This window comes from Rhodanobacter sp. FW101-FHT13A11 (assembly GCF_058790335.1).
Window position 1 is genome coordinate 346,142 of the sequence record NZ_JBYTCN010000002.1, and the last position, 22,317, is coordinate 368,458.

20 protein-coding genes and 1 tRNA gene are annotated in these 22,317 nt (G+C 67.2%); 19 read left to right on the plus strand and 2 right to left on the minus strand.

The window, feature by feature from the left end:
* Nucleotides 1-86: 86 nt before the first annotated feature.
* A complete protein-coding gene (locus tag AC3WRN_RS04030; protein WP_492621993.1) occupies nt 87-2,564 on the minus strand; it encodes a TonB-dependent receptor plug domain-containing protein in 2,478 nt (825 codons plus the stop codon).
* Nucleotides 2,565-2,858: 294 nt separating this feature from the next.
* On the opposite strand from AC3WRN_RS04030, the gene AC3WRN_RS04035 reads away from it, so the two are divergent.
* The 19 genes from AC3WRN_RS04035 to AC3WRN_RS04125 all read left to right on the plus strand — a co-directional run bounded on the left by AC3WRN_RS04035 (nt 2,859) and on the right by AC3WRN_RS04125 (nt 18,818).
* Nucleotides 2,859-3,164: an FmdB family zinc ribbon protein gene (locus AC3WRN_RS04035; protein WP_492621994.1), complete on the plus strand. Its 306-nt coding sequence runs from the start codon at nt 2,859-2,861 to the stop codon at nt 3,162-3,164.
* A 104-nt stretch (nt 3,165-3,268) separates the two neighbouring features.
* Nucleotides 3,269-3,880: a DUF3011 domain-containing protein gene (locus tag AC3WRN_RS04040; RefSeq protein ID WP_492621995.1), complete on the plus strand. Its 612-nt coding sequence runs from the start codon at nt 3,269-3,271 to the stop codon at nt 3,878-3,880.
* 118 nt (nt 3,881-3,998) lie between these two features.
* On the plus strand, nt 3,999-5,771 hold the full coding sequence (aspS, locus tag AC3WRN_RS04045; protein ID WP_492621996.1) for an aspartate--tRNA ligase: 1,773 nt from the start codon (nt 3,999-4,001) through the stop codon (nt 5,769-5,771).
* A gap of 77 nt (nt 5,772-5,848) precedes the next feature.
* Complete coding sequence (locus AC3WRN_RS04050; RefSeq protein WP_068095284.1) at nt 5,849-6,484, plus strand: alpha/beta fold hydrolase; 636 nt, start codon at nt 5,849-5,851, stop codon at nt 6,482-6,484.
* A 98-nt stretch (nt 6,485-6,582) separates the two neighbouring features.
* Nucleotides 6,583-7,317, plus strand: a complete 735-nt coding sequence (locus AC3WRN_RS04055; RefSeq protein ID WP_492621997.1) for a YebC/PmpR family DNA-binding transcriptional regulator — start codon at nt 6,583-6,585, stop codon at nt 7,315-7,317.
* A gap of 34 nt (nt 7,318-7,351) precedes the next feature.
* A complete protein-coding gene (ruvC, locus tag AC3WRN_RS04060; protein WP_492621998.1) occupies nt 7,352-7,873 on the plus strand; it encodes a crossover junction endodeoxyribonuclease RuvC in 522 nt (173 codons plus the stop codon).
* Between the two features lie 25 nt (nt 7,874-7,898).
* Nucleotides 7,899-8,495 carry a Holliday junction branch migration protein RuvA gene (gene ruvA / locus AC3WRN_RS04065; RefSeq protein WP_492621999.1) on the plus strand — a complete coding sequence of 199 codons (597 nt, stop codon included), beginning with the start codon at nt 7,899-7,901 and terminating at the stop codon, nt 8,493-8,495.
* Between the two features lie 2 nt (nt 8,496-8,497).
* On the plus strand, nt 8,498-10,399 hold the full coding sequence (locus tag AC3WRN_RS04070; RefSeq protein ID WP_492622000.1) for a potassium transporter Kup: 1,902 nt from the start codon (nt 8,498-8,500) through the stop codon (nt 10,397-10,399).
* Between the two features lie 118 nt (nt 10,400-10,517).
* Nucleotides 10,518-11,567, plus strand: coding sequence for a Holliday junction branch migration DNA helicase RuvB (gene ruvB, locus AC3WRN_RS04075; RefSeq protein ID WP_492622001.1), 1,050 nt, complete (start codon nt 10,518-10,520; stop codon nt 11,565-11,567).
* Nucleotides 11,560-11,979: a tol-pal system-associated acyl-CoA thioesterase gene (gene ybgC / locus AC3WRN_RS04080; protein ID WP_068095274.1), complete on the plus strand. Its 420-nt coding sequence runs from the start codon at nt 11,560-11,562 to the stop codon at nt 11,977-11,979. The genes ruvB and ybgC overlap by 8 nt, the downstream gene beginning before the upstream one ends.
* Before the next feature lie 39 nt (nt 11,980-12,018).
* Nucleotides 12,019-12,705: a protein TolQ gene (gene tolQ / locus AC3WRN_RS04085; protein ID WP_492622002.1), complete on the plus strand. Its 687-nt coding sequence runs from the start codon at nt 12,019-12,021 to the stop codon at nt 12,703-12,705.
* A 13-nt stretch (nt 12,706-12,718) separates the two neighbouring features.
* A complete protein-coding gene (gene tolR, locus AC3WRN_RS04090; protein ID WP_492622003.1) occupies nt 12,719-13,183 on the plus strand; it encodes a protein TolR in 465 nt (154 codons plus the stop codon).
* Entirely contained in the window at nt 13,170-14,114 is a 945-nt protein-coding gene (gene tolA, locus AC3WRN_RS04095) for a cell envelope integrity protein TolA (RefSeq protein ID WP_068095269.1), read from the plus strand. The genes tolR and tolA overlap by 14 nt, the downstream gene beginning before the upstream one ends.
* Nucleotides 14,114-15,442 carry a Tol-Pal system beta propeller repeat protein TolB gene (tolB, locus tag AC3WRN_RS04100; RefSeq protein ID WP_201028682.1) on the plus strand — a complete coding sequence of 443 codons (1,329 nt, stop codon included), beginning with the start codon at nt 14,114-14,116 and terminating at the stop codon, nt 15,440-15,442. The genes tolA and tolB overlap by 1 nt, the downstream gene beginning before the upstream one ends.
* 249 nt (nt 15,443-15,691) lie before the next feature.
* Entirely contained in the window at nt 15,692-16,198 is a 507-nt protein-coding gene (gene pal / locus AC3WRN_RS04105) for a peptidoglycan-associated lipoprotein Pal (protein ID WP_068095267.1), read from the plus strand.
* A 2-nt stretch (nt 16,199-16,200) separates the two neighbouring features.
* The gene (ybgF, locus tag AC3WRN_RS04110) at nt 16,201-17,079 is read left to right on the plus strand and encodes a tol-pal system protein YbgF (RefSeq protein WP_492622004.1); all 879 of its coding nucleotides are present in this window, start codon (nt 16,201-16,203) and stop codon (nt 17,077-17,079) included.
* 10 nt (nt 17,080-17,089) lie between these two features.
* Entirely contained in the window at nt 17,090-17,782 is a 693-nt protein-coding gene (queE, locus tag AC3WRN_RS04115; RefSeq protein WP_492622005.1) for a 7-carboxy-7-deazaguanine synthase QueE, read from the plus strand.
* A gap of 204 nt (nt 17,783-17,986) precedes the next feature.
* On the plus strand, nt 17,987-18,673 hold the full coding sequence (gene queC, locus AC3WRN_RS04120) for a 7-cyano-7-deazaguanine synthase QueC (RefSeq protein ID WP_492622006.1): 687 nt from the start codon (nt 17,987-17,989) through the stop codon (nt 18,671-18,673).
* A gap of 69 nt (nt 18,674-18,742) precedes the next feature.
* Nucleotides 18,743-18,818, plus strand: a tRNA-Lys gene (locus tag AC3WRN_RS04125).
* A 188-nt stretch (nt 18,819-19,006) separates the two neighbouring features.
* Here the strand turns inward: AC3WRN_RS04125 and AC3WRN_RS04130 are convergent.
* A complete protein-coding gene (locus AC3WRN_RS04130) occupies nt 19,007-22,297 on the minus strand; it encodes a pilus assembly protein (protein WP_492622007.1) in 3,291 nt (1,096 codons plus the stop codon).
* Nucleotides 22,298-22,317 lie beyond the last annotated feature (20 nt).

Sequence of the window (22,317 nt, forward strand, 5' to 3'; positions counted from 1 at the left end):
CAGCCGTCGCGCTTGCGCCTGGCGACGCCCGCAAAACTAAGGAAGCCCCGGCATGGCCGGGGCTTCGGGCCTTTCGGTGCAGCTGCTTACCAGCGGTACGCCACCTTGCCGTAGACGTAGGCGCCGTTGTAGCCGAACGGCGAGAAGGTGGAGTACGGCAGCGTGCCGCGGTTGTTGTTGTTGGCGATGTTCTTGTCGGGGTGGGTGTTCAGCACGTTGTCCGCACCCAGCGTGAAGGTCCAGCCCTGCCAGCGGTAGTTGCCCGCCAGGTCGAGGATCCACTTGGGGCTGAAGGTCTGGTCGACGATGCCCTTCGCCGGGTTGTAGCTGGCCAGGCTGCTCACGTAGCTGGTGTAGCTCCCGTAGCGGGTGAGCGTGCCGACGAAACCCCAGTTGCCGATGTCGTACTGCTCGCCGAGGATCAGCTTGCTGCGCGGCGAGGAATTGGCGAGGTAGCCCTTGATGTCCTGGCGGTTGAGGCGCGTGAAGCTCACGCCGAGGTTGGCCAGCACCGCGGGGTTGGGTTTGACGCTGGTGACCTTGTTCTGGTTGTAGTTCGCGCTCAGCGTCGTGGTCAGGGTGCCGGCGCTGCCCAGGTCGGCGAGATAGGTGCCCACGAAGTCGACGCCGCGGGTGCGCGTGTTGGCGGCATTGGTGAAGTAGCTGATGCTGCTGTAGTCGAGGTTGCTGATGCCGTTGGCCGCCAGATAGTTGAGTACCGACGGGGTGGTGGTGGAGATGGCACCGGACAGCGCGACGCGGTTGCGGATATTGATCTGGTACAGGTCCAGGCTCAGGTTGAGCGCGTCGATCGGGTTCCACACCGCGCCCAGCGTGAAGTTCTTCGACTTCTCCGGCTTCAGCGCTTCCGCGCCCAGCAGGGTGGCAATCGGGCTGCCCACCGGCACCAGGCCTCGGTTGTAGATGCCGGCGGGGAGACCGGGCAGGGCGCCGGCACCGTAGAACAGCGACGAGATCTGCGAGAAGTACTCCTGCCCCAGCGACGGCGCGCGGAAGCCGGTGGATGCGCCGCCGCGCAGAGCGAAGCGGTCGGTGAAGTCGTAGCGCGCGGACAACGCGCCGGACGTGGTGCTGCCGAAGTCGGAGTAGTTCTCGTGGCGCACCGCCAGCGAGGTGCCGAGCTTGTCGGTGAGGTTGGTCTCGAAGTCGAGGTATTCGGCCACGTCGTGGCGGGCGGCGTTCACCGCGTTGGCCGGCTGCCAGCCGGCGAAGCCCTGCGCGCCGCCGGACCTGCCCGAAGTGCCCACGTACCAGGAAGGCAGGTCGCCCGCCACGATGCGGTAGGTCTGGCGCAGGTACTCGGTGCCGAAGGCCACCGTGAGCGGGTTGGGCAGCCAGCCGGGGCGGAAGTCCTTGGCGACGTCGATGTCGAAGGACTGCTGCGTGGCCTTCAGGATGCCGTCGCGGAACGTGGTCGGCGTGGTGCCGAAGTCATGCAGGTAGGCGTAGTTCAGGCTGTTGAACGTCTCGTAGCGGACGCGGTTGCCGCCGTAGTTGCCGCTGACGTCCCAGCGCCAGCCATCGACGGTGCCGCGCAGGCCGGCCACCAGCGATGCGTCGTTGGAGTCCGAGCGTTCCAGCGGCAGGAAGCCGTTGGGGTAGACGCCGGCGATGAGCGGGTTGTTCGGGGTCGGCGCGTTCGTGCCGTAGCGGAAGAACGCCGGCGAAGTGCTGTTGCGCTTGCCGAAATGGCCGAAGGCGTAGAACTCCACGTTGGGCGTGATGTCGTACTGCGCGTTGAGCAGCAGGTTGTTGCTGTGCACCGAGGGGTCGCCCTGGCGGAAATTGACGCCGAGCGCCGCCCATGCCGGCGAGCGGTTGTCCGGGCCGGCGCGGTTGGTGTGGTCCTCGTTGCCGCTTTCCAGCGCGAAGCGCAGCCAGCCGCGGTCGCCGCTCAGGGGAATGCCGAAGTTGGCCGAGCCTTGCCACTGGCGGCCGTCGCCGGCCGAATACTGGCCGCCGCTCACCTCCACGCCGCCGCCGCTGGCGCCCTTCTTGAGGATGATGTTGATCACGCCGGCGATGGCATCGGAGCCGTACTGCGCCGAGGCGCCGTCACGCAGTACCTCGATGTGGTCGATGGCCGAGATCGGGATCGTGTTGAGATCCACCGGCTGCGAACCGCGGCCGATCACGCCGTTGTTGAGCAGGATCGCGCCCGGGTGCCAGCGCTTGCCGTTGACCAGCACCAGCACCTGGTCGGGAGAAAGGCCGCGCAGCTGCGCGGGACGCTGGGTGTCGGCGGTATCGGCGGCCGCGGGGCGCGGGAAGTTCAGCGAGGGGATGATGCGTGCCAGCGCGGTCGGCAGGTCGGTGGTGCCGGTCTGCTGCAGCACCTTGGCCGAGACCACGTCGATCGGCGTCAGCGAACTGCTCTCGGTGCGGCTGTCGGAGCGGGTACCGGTGACGATCACCTCGCTGAGGTTCTTGGCCTTGGCCGGCGCGGGCTGGGCGGCGTCCTGCGCGGCGACATTGCCGGCCAGGGCCAGCAGCACCGCAGCGGGAAGCCATGCCGGGGCGATCGGGCTGGAACGTTTGCTCATGGAAACTCTCCGGATTCATGGACTGCTGCGGCGCAGCAACTGCAGACTAGTGGCGCGACCTGCCTCCGTCAATAGACGTATAGACGTCTAATTGACAAATCACAAAAAGCGCATTCCCTGGGTGTGCATGAGGGTTTCGCGGGGAACCGGCGATCGGCCCGTGTGGCCCCTGGTCCGCAGGCTACTACCACGCCACGGTCGCCACCATGCGCCGACGGGCACGTTGAAATCCGCCCTGGCACCCCGATAATGGCCTGTTGCCGGCCCACGATGGCCGGCGTGTCCGGAGTTTCCATGCCCATCTACGAATTCGAATGCGGCCATTGCGGCCATCGTTTCGACCGCCTGCAGAAGTTGTCCGATACCGATCCCGCCGTCTGTCCCGCCTGCGATGCCCCGCACCTGCGGCGGATGGTCAGCGCGCCGTCGTTCCGTTTGGCCGGCAGCGGCTGGTACGAGACCGACTTCAAGAAGAGCGGCGAGAAGAAGCACAACCTGGCCGGCGATGGCAGCCAGCCCGGCGGCACTCCCGCGGCGGCCCCGGCGCCTGCGCCGGCCGCCGCGCCCGCGCCCGGCGGCTCCGGGGACAGCGCCAGCTGAACCGGCAAAACGCCCGCGCGGTTCCCGCTTTCCGACGCGGGATATGCTGATCCCGAAGACGCCGGCGCCGGTGCCGGGTCCGGTGTGGATCGAGGAGGCGGGTGATGGGTGCAATCGGCGGATGGGCGGGCGGGATCGTCGTGGCCGGGCTCGTGGGCGGCCTGCTGGGGCTGGCGCCGCCGGTCCGGGCGCAGTCGGATGCGCCGGTGCGCTGCGTGAGCAGCGATGGCCATTACGCGCGCTGCGCCGTGCCGTGGCGGTACGTCGAGCTGTACAAGCGGGAGTCGAAGGCCGACTGCATCCGCGGCCAGAGCTGGGGCATGGATGGCGATACCCTGTGGGTCGATCGCGGTTGTCGCGGCCTGTTCGGTCCGGCCGACCGCGGCGGCTATGGCGATCGCTATGACGGCCGTTACGACAACCGCGATGGCGACCGCTACGACGACGATTACCGCGACCGCGATCGTAGCTATGGCGATCAGGGCGGCTGGCGGCCCGGTCCGGGCTGGGATCGCCGGATCAGCCTGCAGTGCGACAGCAACAAGAAGAAATACCAGATGTGCCAGGTCGACGTGGGCCGCAACGGCAGCGTGCGGCTGGGACGGCAGCTCTCCGATGCCCGCTGCACCGAGGGCTACAGCTGGGGCTGGAACCGCGCCGGCGTGTGGGTGGCGCACGGCTGCCGCGGCGAGTTCCTGGTCGACCGGCGCTGGTAGGTCCCGCCCGGACGGCCTGCGGCGGCGGCGTGCCAGCCCGCCGTGCCGTGTCGCGGTGGTAAACTTCGCAGCCTTTTCCACGCCTGAAGTCGCCGCGGCGACGCCGGAGTTCCAACGCATGCGCACGCATTACTGCGGCCTCATCGATGAGTCGATGATCGGCCGGACCGTCACCCTGTGCGGCTGGGTCAACAAGATCCGCCTGCAGGCCCATGTGGCGTTCGTCGATCTGCGCGACCACGAGGGACTGGCCCAGGTGGTGATCGAGCGCGACAACGCCGCCGCGTTCACCGTTGCCGGCGAGATCGGCAACGAGTACTGCCTGCGCGTCACCGGCACGATCCGTCCGCGCGTGTCGGTCAACGACAAGCTGAAGACCGGCACCATCGAGCTGCTGGCCGACACGGTCGAGGTGCTCAACGCGGCGAAGGACCTGCCGTTCGCGCTGCACGAGAACCCCAACGAGGACCTGCGGATGACCTACCGCTACCTCGACCTGCGCCGTCCCGAGATGCAGGCGATGATGCGCAAGCGCATCAGGCTGGTGCAGACGCTGCGCCGCTACCTCGACGAGCGCGGCTTCCAGGACATCGAGACGCCGATCCTGACCAAGGCCACGCCCGAAGGCGCGCGCGACTACCTGGTGCCCAGCCGCGTGCATCCGGGGCATTTCTACGCGCTGCCGCAATCGCCGCAGCTGTTCAAGCAGATCCTGATGGTGGCCGGTTTCGACCGCTACTACCAGATCGCCCGCTGCTTCCGCGACGAGGACCTGCGCGCCGACCGCCAGCCGGAGTTCACCCAGCTCGACCTGGAGTTCGCCTTCGTCGAGGAAAAGGACGTGCAGGACTTCGTGGAGGAGCTGATCCGCCACGTGTTCAAGGAAGTGCAGGGCGTCGAACTGGACGCCGTGTTCCCGCGCATGACCTGGGCCGAGGCGATGCGCCGCTTCGGTTCGGACAAGCCGGACCTGCGCATCGCGCTGGAGCTGGTCGACGTGGCCGACGCGCTGAAGCATGTCGAGTTCAAGGTGTTCGCCGAGCCGGCCAACGACCCGGCCGGCCGGGTCGCCGCGCTGCGCGTGCCCGGCGGCAGCACGCTGTCGCGCAAGGATATCGACGGCCTGACCGAATATGTGTCGCGCTACGGTGCCAAGGGCCTGGCTTGGCTGAAGGTCGAGGATCTGGCCAAGGGCCGCGACGGGATCAATTCGCCGGTGGCGAAGTTTCTCGACGACGCGGCGCTGGACGGCGTGCTCAAGGCGACTGCCGCACAGACCGGGGACATCGTGTTCTTCGGCGCCGGCAGCTGGAAGACCGTCACCGACTTCATGGGCGCCCTGCGGCTGAAGGTCGGCAAGGATCGCGGCCTGGTCGAGGACAGCTGGAAGCCGCTGTGGGTCACCGACTTCCCGATGTTCGAATATGACGCCGAGGAGCAGCGCTTCGTCGCCCTGCATCATCCGTTCACCGCGCCGAAAGCGGATGACGCCGCGCAGCTGCGCGCCGATCCGCACAACGCGGTGAGCCGCGGCTACGACATGGTGTTGAACGGCAACGAGATCGGCGGTGGTTCGATCCGTATCCACCGGCCGGAGATGCAGAGCACGGTATTCGAACTGCTCGGCATCGGCGCCGAGGAGGCCGAGATGAAGTTCGGCTTCCTGCTGAAGGCGCTCAAGTTCGGCGCGCCGCCGCATGGTGGCCTGGCGTTCGGCATCGACCGCATCGCGGCGCTGATGGCCGGTACCGAGTCGATCCGCGACGTGATCGCGTTCCCCAAGACCACCAGCGCGCAGGACCTGATGACCGACGCGCCTTCGCCGATCGCCGCGGTGCAGCTGAAGGAGCTGCACGTGCAGGTGCTGGATGGCGCGGCGGCGGGCACCTGAGCCTGCCTCGTCGTCCGGGCGATGCCGCGCCGGGCGCGCATGGCCGTTTCTTCGCCACGCGTCGGATGTGATCCCCCATGCCTGACCATGTGATCCTGCTGCACGGCCTGTGGATGCGCGGCTTCGCGCTGTCCATGCTGCATCATCGGCTGATGGAGGCGGGTTTCCGCGTGCACCGCTTCGACTACCTCAGCGTGGCGGCCACCCAGCAGCGCATCCTGGACCGGTTGCAGGCGCGGATGGCCGCGCTGGCCGGGGAAGCCGACGCGGTGCACCTGGTCGGGCACAGTCTCGGCGGCCTGCTGGCCCTGCGTGCCTGCCTCGACGGCGCACCGCCGCCCGGGCGCATCGTCTGCCTCGGTTCGCCGCTGAAGGGCAGTGCCGCCGCGCGCGGGTTCGCCGCATGGGGGCGGGGCGGCGAAGTGCTGCTGGGGCACAACCGCGACCTGCTGGAACAGGGCTTCGAGCGTTGGGACGGCCGCCGCGAGGTCGGCGTGATCGCCGGCCGCCTGCCGCTGGGCCTGGGTGCGGTGCTGGGCCATTTCGAGGGCGAGCACGACGGCACCGTGGCGGTGGCGGAAACCCGCCTGCCGGGCCTGACCGACCATTGCGTGGTCGAGGTCAACCACACCGGCCTGCTGTTTTCGCAGGAAGTGGCCCGGCGGGTGGCGGAATTCCTGCGCCACGGCCGCTTCCCGCCCGCCGCGCACTGAGGCGTCATGTCGCGGCACGGCGGGACGCGGCAGCCGGCACGGTGGCGGAATTCGGGTAAAATCGCCCGCTTGTCCAATCGCTGCGTGCAGGAATCGCCATGGGTAGAGGCCCGTCCATCGAAGGTCGCAAGAACGCCGAAGACGCCAAGCGCGCCAAGGTGTTCACCAAGCTGATCCGCGAGATCACGGTGGCCACCCGCGCCGGCGTCGCCGACCCGGCCGGCAACCCGCGTCTGCGCGCGGCGGTGGACAAGGCGCTGTCGGCGAACATGACCAAGGACACCATCGAGCGTGCGATCAAGCGCGGCTCCGGAGCCGACGGCGGTGCCGACATGCAGGAGCTGCGCTACGAGGGCTATGGCCCGGCTGGCATCGCGCTGATCATCGAATGCTTCACCGACAATCCCACCCGCACCGTGGCCGACGTGCGCCATGCGCTGGCCAGGCACGGCGGCAATCTCGGCACTTCCGGCTCGGTGGCGTTCCAGTTCACCCGTTGCGGCGAGCTGGTGTTCGCCACCGGCGGTGACGCGGCGACCGAGGAAAAAGTGCTGGAGGCGGCGCTGGAAGCCGGCGCCGACGACGTGCTCAACGAGCACGGCGAAAGCATCGTGCTGTGCTCGCCGGAGAACTTCGAGACGGTGCAGCAGGCGCTGATCGACGCCGGCCTGGCCGCCGAGCACGCCGGCGTGGTGATGCGCCCGAACAACCGCGTCGAGGTGCCGGCCGAGGCGCTGGAGTCGCTGCTCGACCTGCTCGAGCGGCTCGACGCGCTGGACGACGTGAGCGAGGTGTCGCACAACGCCTTGCTGCCCTCCGGGACTGTCGGGTAAGTCGGAGGCCACGCGCCTTCGCATCGCACCAGTGATGACCCGCATTATCGGCATCGACCCCGGCAGTCAGCGCACCGGCGTGGGCATCATCGACGTGGACGACGCGGGCAAGCTGACGCACGTTTTCCATGGCGCGCTGGCGGTGGCCGGCGAGGCCACGTTCCCGTTGCGCCTGAAACGCATCTTTGACGAACTGTGTGACATCATCGCGACCCACCGGCCGGCCGAGTGCGGGATCGAGCGCGTGTTCATGGCACGCAATCCGGATTCGGCGTTGAAGCTTGGGCAGGCGCGCGGCGCCGCGATCTGCGCGGTGGTCAGTCAGGGGATCGTGGTGCACGAATACGCGGCAACCGAAGTGAAGCAGTCCGTGGTCGGCAGCGGCCGCGGCGACAAGGCCCAGGTGCAGCACATGATCGGCGTGCTGCTCGGCCTCAAGGGCCCGTTGCAGGCCGATGCCGCCGATGCGCTGGCGGTGGCGGTGACCCACGCGCATACCCGCGCCAGCCTGGCCCGCGTCGGCCTGCCGCGCACGGCCTGGAGGCGTCGCCGATGATGATGAAGACAAGGGGACACCGCCGGTGATCGGACGTTTGCGCGGCATCCTGATAAGCAAGCAGCCGCCGTCGCTGCTGGTCGAGGTGGGCGGCGTCGGCTACGAAGTCGAGGCGCCGATGTCGACGATCTACGACTTGCCGGGCATCGGCAAGGAAGTGGTCCTGCTCACCCATCACGCCGTGAAGGAAGACAGCGTCGCGCTGTACGGCTTCCTGCACGAGAGCGAGCGCACGCTGTTCCGCAACCTGCTCAAGGTCAGCGGGATCGGCGCGAAGATCGCGCTGGCGGTGCTGTCGGGCGTTTCCACCGAGCATTTCGCGCGGCTGGTGCAGGCCGGCGACGTGGTCGCGCTGACCAAGATCCCCGGCATCGGCAAGAAGACCGCCGAGCGCATCGTGGTGGAGTTGCGCGACCGCGTGGACGGCCTGTCCGGCGTGCCGGGCGGCGCGCCGCGCGCGGCCGGCGCGCCGCTGGACGCCGCCGCCGAAGCCAGCGTGGCGTTGCAGCAGCTGGGCTACAAGCCGGCCGAGGTGGCCCGGCTGGTGCAGAAGGTCGCTGCCGAGGGCGACAGCGCCGAAGCCATCATCCGCAAGGCGCTGCGCGCCGCGCTCGGAGCTTGATCGTGAGCCAACAGACTGTTCAGTGCCTCACCCCGGCGGAGAACCGGCGCCGACTGCGGGCACTCGCGCTCGGCGCGATCGGCGTGGTGTTCGGCGACATCGGCACCAGCCCGCTGTACACCATGAAGGAAACCCTGGGCACGCACGGCATGACGCCGACGCCGTCGGCGGTGCTGGGCGTGCTGTCGCTGGTGTTCTGGGCGCTGATCATGGTGGTGTCGCTGAAGTACGTCACCTTCGTGATGCGCGCGGACAACAAGGGCGAGGGCGGCATCATGGCGCTGATGGCGCTGGCGCAGCGCTCGATGAGCGGCTCGGCGCGCGCGCGCTGGGTGCTGGCCGGCTTCGGCATCTTCGGCGCCGCGCTGTTCTACGGCGACGGCGTGATCACCCCGGCGATCTCGGTGCTCGGCGCGGTCGAGGGCCTCGGCGTCGCCGCGCCGGGGCTGGACAAGTACGTGGTGTGGATCGCGCTGGCGATCCTGCTGGGCATGTTCGCCGTGCAGCGGCATGGCACGCACAGCGTCGGCAGGGCGTTCGCCCCGGTGATGACGCTGTGGTTCGTGGTGCTGGCGGTGCTCGGCGTGCGCCAGATCATCGCCAATCCGCAGGTGCTGTACGCGGTCAACCCGATGCACGCGGTGCGCTTCTTCGTCAACCACGGCAACACCTCGTTCATCGCGCTCGGCGGCGTGGTGCTGGCGCTGACCGGCGCCGAGGCGCTGTACGCCGACATGGGCCACTTCGGCAAGAAACCCATCCGGGTGGCCTGGTTCGGCTTCGTGCTGCCGGCGCTGCTGCTGAACTACTTCGGCCAGGGTGCGCTGCTGCTGGGCAATCCGCGCGCGATCGAGAGCCCGTTCTATCTGATGGTGCCCGAGCCGCTGCTGTACCCGATGATCCTGCTGTCGGCCTGCGCCGCGGTGATCGCGTCGCAGGCGGTGATCTCCGGCGCGTTCTCGATGACCCGCGAGGCGATGTCGCTGGGCTATTCGCCGCGGCTGGCGGTGGTGCATACCTCGCGCGAGATGTCCGGGCAGATCTTCGTGCCGTGGGTCAACCGCATGCTGATGGTGCTGGTGATCCTGGCCGTGCTCGGCTTCCGCAGCTCCGACAACCTGGGCGCGGCCTACGGCATCGCGGTGACCGGCACGATGACCGTGACCACGCTGCTGGCGCTGGTGGTCGCTCGCAAGCGCTGGCACTGGAGCTGGTTCACGGTGGTGCTGGTCGGCGTGCTGTTCCTGATCATCGACCTGTCGTTCTTCGGCGCCAACCTGCTGAAGGTGGCGCACGGCGGCTGGTTCCCGCTGGTGCTTGGCGTGGTGCTGTTCAGCGTGATGACCACCTGGCGCCGCGGCCGCGAGCTGGTGATGCGCGAGATCAAGCAGGGCGGCCTGGCGCTGGCGCCGTTCATCGAGAACATCGCCGAGCACCCGCCGCTGCGCGTGCCGGGCACGGCGATCTTCCTCACCGCGAACCAGCACGCCGTGCCGCATGCGCTGCTGCACAACCTCAAGCACAACAAGGTGCTGCACGAACGCAACGTGCTGCTGACGGTGGAGACGCTGGAAACCCCGGTGGCCGAGGCCCATGAGCGCATCGAGATCACCCCGATGGGCGGCAACTTCTTCGGGCTGGAGCTGCGCTTCGGCTTCGCCGAGGATCCGAACATCCCGCTGGCCCTGTCGCAGTGTTCGCGCGAGGGCCTCGGTTTCGACATGATGGATACCACCTTCTTCCTGTCGCGCGAGACCATCGTGGCCGACGCCCGCCGCCCCGGCATGGCGCTGTGGCGCGACAAGCTGTTCGCGTTCATGGCGCGCAACGCGCTGCCGGCCACCGCGTTCTTCCAGATCCCCGGCAACCGGCTGATCGAGCTGGGGGCGCAAGTCGAAATCTGAGTTGGCCCTGTAGGAGCCCGCTTGCGGGCGATGCTCTTGCTTTGGAGCCCGCAGAGAAAAAGACATCGCCCGCAAGCGGGCTCCTACAAGTACATGGCCAGCCTGCCATAATGCCGGCATGACCGACCACCGCATCATCACCGCCGCCGCCCAGCTCGACGACGAGGCGCTGGAAGCCACCATCCGGCCGAAGCGGCTGGACGAGTACCTGGGCCAGCAGGCGGTGCGCGAGCAGCTGTCGATCTACATCGAAGCCGCCCGGAAGCGGGGCGGGGCGCTGGACCACGTGCTGATCTTCGGCCCGCCGGGCCTGGGCAAGACCACGCTCAGCCACGTCATCGCGAACGAACTGGGGGTCAACCTGCGCTCCACCTCCGGCCCGGTGCTGGAGCGCGCCGGCGACCTCGCCGCGCTGCTGACCAACCTGGAGGCGAACGACGTGCTGTTCGTCGACGAGATCCATCGCCTGTCGCCGGTGGTCGAGGAGGTGCTGTATCCGGCGATGGAGGACTTCCAGATCGACATCATGATCGGCGAGGGTCCGGCAGCGCGCTCGATCAAGCTGGATTTGCCGCCGTTCACCCTGATCGGCGCCACTACCCGCGCCGGCATGCTCACCGCGCCGCTGCGCGACCGCTTCGGCATCGTGCAGCGGCTGGAGTTCTATACGGCCGAGGAACTCACCGCGATCGTGCGTCGCGCGGCACGCATCCTGGGCATCGTCTGCGCGCCGGAAGGGGCGCAGGAGATCGCCCGCCGCTCGCGCGGCACGCCGCGCATCGCCAACCGCCTGCTGCGCCGGGTGCGCGATTATGCCGAGGTGCGTGCCGGTGGCGAGATCACCCTGGCGGCGGCGCAGGCCGCGCTGGACATGCTGAAGATCGACCCGCAGGGTTTCGACGAGCTGGACCGCCGCCTGCTCGGCCTGATCATCGAGAACTTCGACGGCGGCCCGGTCGGGGTGGAGTCGCTGGCCGCCGCGCTCAGCGAGGACCGCGGCACGCTGGAGGACGTGGTCGAGCCGTACCTGATCCAGCAGGGCTACCTGATCCGCACCGCCCGCGGCCGCATGGTCAGCGCCAGGGGCTGGCGCCACCTGGGACTGACCCCGCCACCGCGGCAGGCGCAGCCCGCCGACCTGTTCGATGCCGGAACCGACGATGCCTGAAACCGCTCCGAAGCCGCCCTTCAGCTGGAAAGTACGGGTCTACTGGGAGGATACCGACGCCGGCGGGGTGGTCTACCACGCCGGCTACCTGCGCTTCATGGAGCGCGCCCGCAGCGAGTGGATGCGCGCACTCGGCGTCGACCAGATGGCGTTCAAGCAGGCCACCGGACTGGCCTTCATGGTGCGCGACATGCAGATCGATTTCCTCCGGCCAGCCCTGCTGGATGATGAACTGTCGGTGACGGTCGAGGTCAAAGAGCGGCGCGCAGCCAGTATCCTGTTCGCCCAGGCGATCATGAAGGCGGACGGCGACTGCCTGATTCGCGCGCAGGTGCGGGTGGCTTGCGTCGATCTCCAGCGCATGCGCCCCGCGCCGATCCCGACCGACCTGATCGCGCAACTCGCCCCCTGAGCCACAACCCCAAGCCGACTGGCGGAGAACCTGCAAGCAATGAACGGTGGACTGAACATTTTCACGCTGATCGCGGATTCGAGCGTGCCGGTAAAACTGGTGCTGCTGATCCTGCTGGTGTTCTCGTTCCTGTCGTGGGTGATCATCATCCGCAAGTACTCGCAGACCAAGGCGGCGATGGAAGACGCCGAGGCGTTCGAGGAGCGCTTCTGGTCCGGCGGCGACCTGGCCCAGCTGTTCCGCGAGGTCAGCAACCGCCACGGCGGCACCGGCGGCATCGAGAACATCTTCGAATCGGGCTTCCGCGAGTTCGCGCGCCAGCGCCAGCGCAAGACCCACGACACGCGCAGCGTCATCGAGGGCTCCGAGCGCGCCATGCAGGTGGCCGGCACGCGCGAGATCGGCCTGCTCGAGCGCAACCTGGAGTTCCTCGCCAACGTCGGCTCGATCAGCCCGTACGTGGGCCTGTTCGGCACCGTGTGGGGCATCATGGGCGCGTTCCAGGGCCTGGGCGAGATGAAGGACGTGACCATCGCGGTGGTCGCGCCGCACATCTCCGAGGCGCTGATCGCCACCGCGATGGGCCTGTTCGCGGCGATCCCGGCGCAGTGGGCGTACAACCGCTACGCCACCAAGGTCGAGCGCATCGCCTCGCGCTACGACGTGTTCCAGGAAGAGTTCTCCTCGGTGCTGCAGCGGCAGATCCAGACCGACGACGTCGCCTGAGCGGAGAGCAGCCATGCGAACCTCCGGGCGCCAGCGGCGCTACAAGCTCAAATCCGAAATCAACGTGGTGCCGTACATCGACGTGATGCTGGTGCTGCTGATCATCTTCATGGTCACCACGCCGATGATGAATTCCAGCGTCGACGTGCAGCTGCCGCAGGCCAACGCCAAGTCGCTGCAGCAGAAGAAGGACCCGGTGCTGGTCTCGGTGCTGCAGGACGGCCAGCTCTACCTGACCTTGAGCGGGGGGAAGAAGGAACTGGTCGACGCCGATACGCTCAAGCTCAAGGTGGGCGCCTTCGTGCGCGAGAACCCAGAGGTCAGCGTGCTGGTCGGCGGCGACGAGCGCGGCAGCTACGGCGGCGTGTTCAAGGTGCTGGCCGACCTGCAGCAGGCCGGCGTGGCCAAGGTCGGCCTGATGGGCCAGCCGGACGAGCCGGCCGGCCATGGCAAGAGCACCCCCGATGGACGAAAGTAAGGCGACGCCGAAGGCGGTCGTACTTTCCGCCATCCTGCACATCGGCATCGTGGGGTTCCTGTTCCTCGCGGTGCTGCCGTGCTCGACCTACGAGAACGTGTTCAACGCGCTGCACCTGCCGGCGTGGATGAACCCGATCACCTGCTCGAAGCCGCTGGAGCTGCAGGGGCAGGTCATCGAGGCCACCCTGATCGGCCCCACCGGCAGCCCGCCGCCGAAGGCGGAGAAGGTCAAGCCGGTGCCCGATTCCACCCCGCCGCCGCCCACCGTGCCGCCGCCGACGCCGCCCAAGATCGAGGCGCCGGAGGTGAAGACCCTGCCGCCGCCGCCCAAGCAGCCCGACCTCAAGGACCAGGAGCGGGTGGTGGAGGAGGCTGCGCTGAAGGCCGAGGAGGCGAAGCAGGTGCAGGAGGAAAAGCAGCGCCAGCGGCAGGCCGAGCTGGACGCGCAGGCGGTCAAGCAGAAGCAGGAAAAGCAGAAGCAGATCGACGACCTGCTGGCCAAGATGGACGCGGCGGCGCAGCAGACCCGCAAGCTCGACAGCAAGGCCAGGCAGGCCAAGCAGCAGATGGAGGACCTGAAGAACGCCCAGGACAACGGCGCCCCCGACCTGCCCAACGCGGCGCAGCGCCAGACCGGCAACAACAGCCAGAACAGCAACCTCGCCGACGAATATGCCGCGGCCATTCAGAATGCGGTCACGCCGAACTGGTTAAGGCCGGATAACATACCGTCTGTTCCGTGCCAGGTGCACATCGTGCAGTCGCCCGGTGGCGACGTGATGAGCGCTACCGTCGATTCCAGCTGCCCCTACGACGACGCCGGCCGGCGTTCGGTCGAAAATGCGGTATTGCGCACCAAGACCTTGCCGTACAAGGGTTTCGAAAGCGTGTTCCAGCGCAACCTCACCTTCACCTTCAGGCCGCAATGATCAAGACCATGCGCAAATTCAGCTCAAGCCTTGTCGTCATCCTGCTGGCCGCGGTGGCGTTGTTCGCCGGCCCGGCCACCGCCCAGTCGCTGAACGTCGACATCGTCGGCGGCGTCAAGACCGCCACCCCGATCGTGGTGGTGCCGTTCGCCCAGGCCGGCGGCGCGCCGCTGTCGACCGACGTCGCCGACGTGATGCGCAACGATTTCAACCGCTCCGGCAAGTTCCGCTCGCTGGCCAAGAGCGACATCGTGGAATTCCCGTCCAAGGGCTCGGACATCAAGTTCGCCACCTGGCGCCTGCTCAAGCAGGACTACATCGTGGTCGGCAACATCACCGACGCCGGCAACGGCATGGTGCAGGTCGAGTACGAACTGTGGGACGTCAACAAGCAGCAGAGCCTGCTGCACCAGCAGATGCCGCCGGCGCCGGCGGGCGACCTGCGCGGCGTGGCGCACCAGATCGCGGACATCATCTACGAGAAGATCACCGGCGTGCGCGGCGCGTTCTGGACGCGTATCGCGTACATCACCGCGGTGGGCCTGGGCAACCACACCACCTATTCGCTGATCGTGGCCGACTCGGACGGCTACAACCCGCAGGTGGTGGCGCGTTCGAAGGAGTCGCTGCTGACCCCGGCCTGGTCGCCGGACGGCCGCAAGCTCGCCTACGTCTCGTTCGAGAGCGGCAATTCGTCGATCTACGTGCAGGACATCACCACCGGCTCGCGCCAGCTGGTGGAATCCCACCCGCGGGGCATCAACGGTGCGCCCGCGTGGTCGCCGGACGGCAGCAAGCTGGCGGTGGCGCTGTCCTACGTCGGCAACCTGGAGCTGTTCGTGCTGGATCTGGCCAGCCGCCACGAGACCCGGCTGACCAACAGCCTGTCGATCGACACCGAGCCGGTCTGGGCGCCCGACGGCAAGAGCATCTTTTTCACCTCCGACCGTTCCGGCCGGCCGCAGATCTACCAGGTCCCGGCCAGCGGCGGCACGCCGCAGCGGATCAGCTTTCAGGGGCAGAGCAACCTGAATGCCGACGTGAGCTACGACGGCAAGCAGATCGCCATGGTGCAGGGCAACGGGAACGTGTATCGTATTGCCATCATGGATCGCAGTCTGGGTGACCAGGTGCGGTTCCTCTCGCCGGGCCCGATCGACGAGTCCCCGAGTTTTGCACCGAATGCCAGCATGCTGCTGTATGCCGCTACCGAAGGACGTCGCGGCGTGCTGTATGCCGTATCGGCTGACGGCATGGTTCGCCAGCGCCTCGTGCTTTCCGACGGCGACGTGCGCGAACCGGCCTGGGGACCATACCGGCAACGCTGATTTTCCAGGCTGCCGCGCGCGAGTGCGGCAGCCCGATGCCCAGGGAGTGGGCCCGAACGGCGCCGCGAGGCGCGTTTCGGTTTCCGGCCATGGCGCCTTGCGCGTCGAAAGCCAGTCAGGGCGACCGTGCAGAGTCACGCACTATCGACCTTTCAAGTGTCAAAATAACAGCCGGTTAACCGGCGACAGCTGTCCCGTTATCCCCGATCGTCATCGTTAGTCGGAACTCAACCCGTAAGGAACGTCACCATGAATAAGACCGTTCGCGTCGCCCTGGTTGCCCTGCTCTGCGTAGGCGCGGCCGCTTGCTCCAAGAAGCAGGAAGTCAAACCGCAGCCGGCTCCGGAGCAGACCGCCCCGACCCAGGCTCCCGTCTCTGACGGCAAGTACACCCCTGCCGACCTCGACACGGATGCCTGCCTGCGTCAGCGCGTCGTCTACTTCGACTTCGACAAGACCGAGATCAAGCCGGAGTTCCAGCAGATCATGGCGTGCCACGCCAAGTACCTGCGCGATCGCCCGACCTCGCACATCCGCCTGGAAGGCAACGCCGACGAGCGCGGCTCGCGCGAGTACAACCTGGGCCTCGGCGAGCGCCGCGGCAACGCCGTCTCCGAAGCGCTGCAGGGCAATGGCGGCCAGGCCAGCCAGCTGGAAGTGATCAGCTACGGCAAGGAGAAGCCGGTGTGCCGTGAGCACAACGAGGATTGCTGGAGCAAGAACCGCCGCGTCGAGATCGTCTACACGGCGCAGTAAAGATGAAGCGACTGGCTAACAGCTTTGCAGCCAGGTTCGGCATGGCGGGCGCGGTCGCGTCCGCCATGCTGTTCGCGTTCCCGGCATTCGCGCAGGACTCCCGGCTGAGCCTCGCCGATCGTGTCGCGCGGCTGGAACAGCAGGCACAGAACAAGGACCAGTCCGGCACCGGCATGGTCAACCAGATGCAGCAACTGCAGGCACAGGTGCAGCAGTTGCAGGGACAGATCGAGGAACTGCAGCACCAGTTGCAGACGCTCGAGGACAAGAACAAGGCCCAGTACACCGATCTCGACGCCCGGCTAGGACGCATCGAGAGCGCTGGCACTGGCGCTGGCGCTGCTGGCGCCGCGGCAACAGCCGGCGGCAACCCGCAGGCGCCGGCAGCCGGCAAGCCGGCGGCCGCGGCGGCCAATACCGCAGCCGGCAACGCGGCGGCGGGTCAGCCGGCTCCAGCCGGTGGCAATCCGGGCGCCGGCGCGGCCGACCCCGCGGCGGCCCAGGCTGCCTACGACGTGGCCTTCAAGGCGATCCGCGCAGGCAATTACGTCGAGGCGTCGCGCGAGTTCCGCAGCTTCATCCAGCAATACCCGAACCATGCATTGGCGCCGAATGCCCTGTACTGGCTCGGCGAGTCCTACTACGCCACCACCAACTACCCGGTCGCACTGGAATCGTTCCAGCGGTTGCTGAGCCAGTTCCCGCAGAGCGAGAAGGCGCCCGATGCGCTGCTCAAGGTCGGTTACAGCCAGCTCGAGCTGAAGCAGACCGCAGCGGCCAGGGCCACGCTGACCCAGGTCGCCGCCAAGTATCCCGGCACCAAGGTGGCCAGCCTGGCCCAGGAACGCCTGCAGCGCCTGCAACTGCAGTCGGGCAACTGAGCGGCGGCGCATGAGCGGCCATGACGCGCGCGAGGCGTCCGCCACGCCTGCGGCGACGGTCGCCGAGCGCCTGCGCATCACCGAGATTTTCCATTCGATCCAGGGCGAAGCCGATGCGATCGGCTGGCGCAGCGTGTTCGTTCGCCTCACCGGCTGCCCGCTGCGCTGTGTCTGGTGCGATACCGAGTATTCGTTCTACGGCGGCAACTGGCATGCGATCGACGACATCCTCGCCGAGGTCGCCACATACGGTGCGAGGCACGTCTGCGTGACCGGCGGCGAGCCGCTGGCGCAGAAGCGCTGCCTGATCCTGCTGCGCAAGCTGTGCGATGCCGGCTACGAGGTGTCGCTGGAAACCTCCGGCGCGCTGGACGTCTCCACGGTCGACCCGCGCGTGCGCAAGGTGATGGACCTGAAGGCGCCGGATTCGGGCGAGAGCGGCCGCAACCTGTGGTCGAACCTCGATCACCTGCTGCCGCACGACCAGGTCAAGATCGTCATCGCCAGCCGCGCCGACTACGAATGGGCGCGCGCGATGCTGGCCGAGCATGCGCTGGCGGATCGCTGCATGGTGCTGTTCTCGCCGGTGCACGGTGCGGTGGAGCCGCGCGATCTGGCCGAGTGGATCATCGCCGACAGGTTGCCCGTGCGCTTCCAACTGCAACTGCACAAGCTGCTGTGGAACGACGCAGCCGGAAAGTGACTTGTGCGTTCGTCCGTGAACGCGCAGATCAAAAGGCGGCCATCCATGGCCGCACTGCTTGAACCAGTGCGTTCGTCCCTGAACGCCAGGATCAAACAGCAGCCATCCATGGCTGCACTCTTCAAAACAGAATCCGCGCTGTGGCCTGTGTCGCCGCAAGCGCTTTCCGGCCGGTGACCGGCCGCACCTGTGTGGATGCAAAACATGTCTGAAAATTCTCCCCGAAAAGCCGTCGTGCTCGTCTCCGGCGGCATGGACTCGGCCGTTACCATCGCGATCGCCCGCGAGCAGGGCTATCAGGTGCATGCGCTGAGCGTGGCCTACGGCCAGCGCCACAACTCGGAACTGGCCGCCTCGGATCGCGTGGCGAGAATGCTTGGCGCGGTCGAGCACAAGACCGTCGGCGTCGACCTGCGCAGCATCGGCGGTTCCGCGCTGACCGCCGACATCGACGTGCCGCTGGACACTGCCGACAGCAATGACATCCCGGTCACCTACGTGCCGGCGCGCAACACCATCATGCTGTCGATCGCGCTGGGCTGGGCCGAGGTGCTCGGCTCCAGCGACATCTGGTGCGGGGTCAACGCGGTCGACTATTCGGGCTACCCGGATTGCCGCCCCGCCTTCATCGAGGCATTCGAAAAACTGGCCAACGTCGCCACCAAGGCCGGCGTGGAAGGCGCCGGCATCCGCATCCACGCGCCGCTGATGCGCATGAGCAAGGCCGACATCGCGCGCGAGGGTCAGCGGTTGGGCGTGGATTTCTCGGCCACGGTGAGCTGCTACCAGGCCGACGACGACGGCCGTGCCTGCGGCCATTGCGACGCCTGCCGGCTGCGCGCGCAAGGCTTCCGCGAGGCGGGCCTGGCCGACCCCACGCGTTACGCTTGAATGTCCGCGCGCTTGCTTGTGCCGCTGCGGTGCAGCCCGTAAAATTGTCCGCTTGAGTTTTGCAATGATGGGTCGTTAGCTCAGCTGGTAGAGCAGTAGACTTTTAATCTATTGGTCCCGGGTTCGAGTCCCGGACGACCCACCAGCTTTCAGGGCGCCCGACGGGCGCTCTTTTTTTTCGGACGCGATTCGTGGCCTCGGTCGACGCAGCGGGTGGCGTTCAATACTGGGCCGCGCAAATGCGGGGCGCAGGTACAATGCCCATCGCGGATGATCCGCTTCGCCGCCGGTCATGAGGCAGGCGCGGCATGGTTGCCGCGCCTGCCGCGCCGCCTATTTCTGGCCTTCGGTGAACCAGTAGGTACGCTTGCGCTTGCCGGTGTTGGGCGGGGTGACTCTCTGAGAACCCAGCGACGACGTGTTGTTGCCACCGCCCGCCCCGGTCTGGTTGCCACCGCCGATGAGCACCGGAGTGTACACATTGGGGGTGTCGGGATTGACCGCGACGAGGCCGAAAACCGGCGAGGGCGGCAGGCCGCCGCCGTCGAAGACGATGTAGCCGTTGCTGTTCAAGCCTGCGCCAGTCAGGAAGTTGATCGCGTAGCCGCGTGCAATGCCCAGGTTCGGGTAGCACATGTTGGGGCTCTTTGTAGGATCAGCCGGTGTGTTGGTACCGAAGTAGGTATAGCCCGCCACGGTCAACGGCGCGTTCACCGCCTTCTCGCCGGCATGGGTCAGGGTGACGTAGAAGCCCGACGTGGTGCTGGTGGAGGAATAGGGCGTCGTCGTTCCGGCCGCGGCACCGGTTTCGTCGGTGAGCATGGATTCGGTGATCGTGGTCCAGCCACTGGCCACGCTGGTGCCGGTGTTGGTGTCCTTCATCATGTAGAAGCGATTGACCACGTTGGACGACGCATTCGACAGCAACGGGTGCTCGCGATCGCCGCTGGCGGCCACCACTGCGTCGAAAGTCGGGGTCGGGGTGACATCGGGCGGATAGAAGAACTTGCGGGCGCTGGTGCCGGTGCCGCCGAAGCTGGCGATCTGGGTCACCTTCCAGTTGGCGGGGGAGGCGTCATCGATGTCGGCGCGCCAGATATTGCCGCCCAGGTCGCCGGTGTAGAGGCGGTCGGTGTAGCCATCGCCGTTGCGGTCGAGCAGGGTGATGTCGGACGGGATCGCGTAGGTCATTTTCGGAACCGTGGCCGTGCAGCCGGACGGGCAGGAGGTCCACACCGTGCTGCCATTGATGGCATCCAGCACCACGATCGCGCGGCCCATGGTGTCGGCGGCACCTACCGGGTCGGTATCCTCGGCGGGGTCGTAGCCGCCGCCCATGATGACCACCGGGATGGGATTGCCGCTGAGGTCCTTGTGGCCATTGACCAAGGCCAGCTTGGGCTGCGACCAGGTCTGGCCGAGTTCGGGGATGTTGGCATTGGTCTTGCTCCACAGGAAGACCGGCGGCTTGGTCGGGTCGCTCACGTCGAACGCGTAGATCAGGCGGCCGCCACGGCGCGCCGTGAGGTAGATGTAAGTCTTCGGGTTGGTGGCGCTGCGCAGATCCTGGTAGACCGTGGTGGTGCCGTCGAAGAAGTAGTCCTTGCCGCTGCCGGTGGTGGCGCCCAGCGTAAGCGCGGGGCTGTTGTTGCGTAGACGCTGGAACTTGCCGAAGAAGTCCGGGGCGATGAACGACCACAGCTCGCCGCCCGGACGCACGTAGCGTCCGCTGGCCATCTTGATGATGCCGGGGGCGGTGGCATCCTTGTTGCCGTTGACGGCACGGAAGAGGCCGTCGTTGGAGCCGTAGAACGCCACGATGCCGATGGAGCCGCCGTAGTTGACTACAGCGGGCCGCGAGTGCAGCACGTCGCCGTGGATGGACGGGCGCACGGTCACACCGCTGCCGGGTCCTGCCGGGCTCTCGGCGCCGGTAGTGCTGGTGCTGTTGTTGTCCGTGCCGCGGACCCAGTTGACCAGATTGTTGGCATCGGTCGACGTCGACCCGGTCGGCAGGGCGAATGCCGTGGGCGTCAGTGCGGTATTGCTGGTATCGAACGTGGGCAGCGTGCCGGTGGTGGGGCAGCCGCCCACACTGTTGCAGGTGAAGATATTGCGGGTCGACTGATCGGTGAGGTAATCCGCACGCGCCATCTCGGCGACGCCGCCCTTGTCGACGATCTCGCCGTCGGGGGCGTCGAATGCTCCGCCGGAGCCGGTCGGGTGGTTGATCCAGAAGCCGTTGGCCGGCCAGCCAGTGACGGGGGTGCTGAGGAGACTGCCGGTGGTTTGGTCAATGGCAAACGGGCCGTCGCGCGGGGTGCCGGCCTGGTGGTCCGCCGTCCAGAAGCTGAGCGCGGTGGGCGAAATGAAGCCGGTGCCGGCGTTGCTGATCGCCGGTTGGCCCAGCGAGTCGTTCAGCACCACGTTGCCGCTGGTGTCGTAGCCGATCTGGTACTGCTTGAGGTTGCCCGCCCAGCGCGGGGCGGCGTTGGCGTCCGGGCGGAACATGCCGACGTATACCTGGTTCAGCGAGGTGCCCTGGGCGTTCACGCTGACCGGCAGGCTCACCGAGGCAAACACACTGTTGGTCGCCTGCACCTCGTTGAAGATGCCCACCAGATCCTTGACCAGGTTGTTCAGTGCATTCGGATCGTTGATGTTGATCACGAACGATTTGCCGCCGCCGTTGCTGGCCATGCTCTGGACATAGCTGACATAGTCGGGATTCTTACCGTCGGTCACCGCGATCGTGTACGTAATGATGTTCTGCGGGGAGCCGCTGTTGGTCCCACCGGAAAGATCAGTCTGGTACATGAAGCGGGCCCACTCGGGGCCGCCGCCCTTGCCCTGGTACTTGGCGTTGGGCGGGGGAATGACGACGGTCTGTTGTTGTGCAGTCGTCGCGCCGGCTGCCACGAGCGCGGGGCCCCAGATATTTTGACTTTGATTGGGATCGCCATTGACCATGGCGTTCGCGATGTAGATCACGAAGTTCTTCTGGCAGGCGTTGAGCTTGGCCAATGATGTGTAGTTGGTGCCCGACAGACCCGTCCTTCGCGCGTAGTACGCCCATACTTCCTGCATGCCGCCACCGGTGTTCGGGCTGTTCGACCCATCGCCAGGGTTGCTCTGTCGGCTGAGGCCCTGAATGACGGTCTGCAGGTTGCTGAGGTTCGTCGAACCAGTCGTGGTGGTGGAGCCGGGAGCGTCACCGATCAACGGGAGGAGGGCTGGCTGTGGCTGTGGAAACTTGAAGTAGCCGCCATTGCTGTTTTGATCCCACCGCATGAATCCCAAGTTGATATTGCCAGCCAGCTGCGGGCTGGTGCCCAAGGTGGTGACAGCGCTATAGAGGGCGCACTGCTCAAAGCCGGCATCCTTGCCGGCATTGATGGAAGAAACCACGCTTGTATAGGGGGCCGGGCAGGTGAAGTTGGCGGCGCCGTTCCAGGCGCTCGAGCTGTCCAGCAGGACAATCACATTCGGCTGGCCGCCATTGATCGGCTTGCCGGTATACAGGTCGATGTCCTCGCCGCTGGCGATGCCCGGCAGCGCCAGCGCGGCGGCCATCAGGACGAGGATGCGCAGCCGGCGATTCAGGATGGTGCGTGGGTGTGACATGGCGGCTACTCCGCGGGGAC

What these genes read in the sequence shown, in the direction of transcription:
- tolQ (WP_492622002.1), top strand. Translation starts at nt 12,019, where the DNA reads ATGAACGGTGGACTGAACATTTTCACGCTGATCGCGGATTCGAGCGTG.
- pal (WP_068095267.1), top strand. Translation starts at nt 15,692, where the DNA reads ATGAATAAGACCGTTCGCGTCGCCCTGGTTGCCCTGCTCTGCGTAGGC.
- AC3WRN_RS04030 (WP_492621993.1), bottom strand. Translation starts at nt 2,564, where the DNA reads ATGAGCAAACGTTCCAGCCCGATCGCCCCGGCATGGCTTCCCGCTGCG.
- aspS (WP_492621996.1), top strand. Translation starts at nt 3,999, where the DNA reads ATGCGCACGCATTACTGCGGCCTCATCGATGAGTCGATGATCGGCCGG.
- AC3WRN_RS04055 (WP_492621997.1), top strand. Translation starts at nt 6,583, where the DNA reads ATGGGTAGAGGCCCGTCCATCGAAGGTCGCAAGAACGCCGAAGACGCC.
- AC3WRN_RS04040 (WP_492621995.1), top strand. Translation starts at nt 3,269, where the DNA reads ATGGGTGCAATCGGCGGATGGGCGGGCGGGATCGTCGTGGCCGGGCTC.
- queE (WP_492622005.1), top strand. Translation starts at nt 17,090, where the DNA reads ATGAGCGGCCATGACGCGCGCGAGGCGTCCGCCACGCCTGCGGCGACG.
- tolA (WP_068095269.1), top strand. Translation starts at nt 13,170, where the DNA reads ATGGACGAAAGTAAGGCGACGCCGAAGGCGGTCGTACTTTCCGCCATC.
- AC3WRN_RS04130 (WP_492622007.1), bottom strand. Translation starts at nt 22,297, where the DNA reads ATGTCACACCCACGCACCATCCTGAATCGCCGGCTGCGCATCCTCGTC.
- ruvB (WP_492622001.1), top strand. Translation starts at nt 10,518, where the DNA reads ATGACCGACCACCGCATCATCACCGCCGCCGCCCAGCTCGACGACGAG.
- AC3WRN_RS04050 (WP_068095284.1), top strand. Translation starts at nt 5,849, where the DNA reads ATGCCTGACCATGTGATCCTGCTGCACGGCCTGTGGATGCGCGGCTTC.
- ruvC (WP_492621998.1), top strand. Translation starts at nt 7,352, where the DNA reads ATGACCCGCATTATCGGCATCGACCCCGGCAGTCAGCGCACCGGCGTG.
- queC (WP_492622006.1), top strand. Translation starts at nt 17,987, where the DNA reads ATGTCTGAAAATTCTCCCCGAAAAGCCGTCGTGCTCGTCTCCGGCGGC.
- AC3WRN_RS04035 (WP_492621994.1), top strand. Translation starts at nt 2,859, where the DNA reads ATGCCCATCTACGAATTCGAATGCGGCCATTGCGGCCATCGTTTCGAC.
- tolR (WP_492622003.1), top strand. Translation starts at nt 12,719, where the DNA reads ATGCGAACCTCCGGGCGCCAGCGGCGCTACAAGCTCAAATCCGAAATC.
- ybgC (WP_068095274.1), top strand. Translation starts at nt 11,560, where the DNA reads ATGCCTGAAACCGCTCCGAAGCCGCCCTTCAGCTGGAAAGTACGGGTC.
- ybgF (WP_492622004.1), top strand. Translation starts at nt 16,201, where the DNA reads ATGAAGCGACTGGCTAACAGCTTTGCAGCCAGGTTCGGCATGGCGGGC.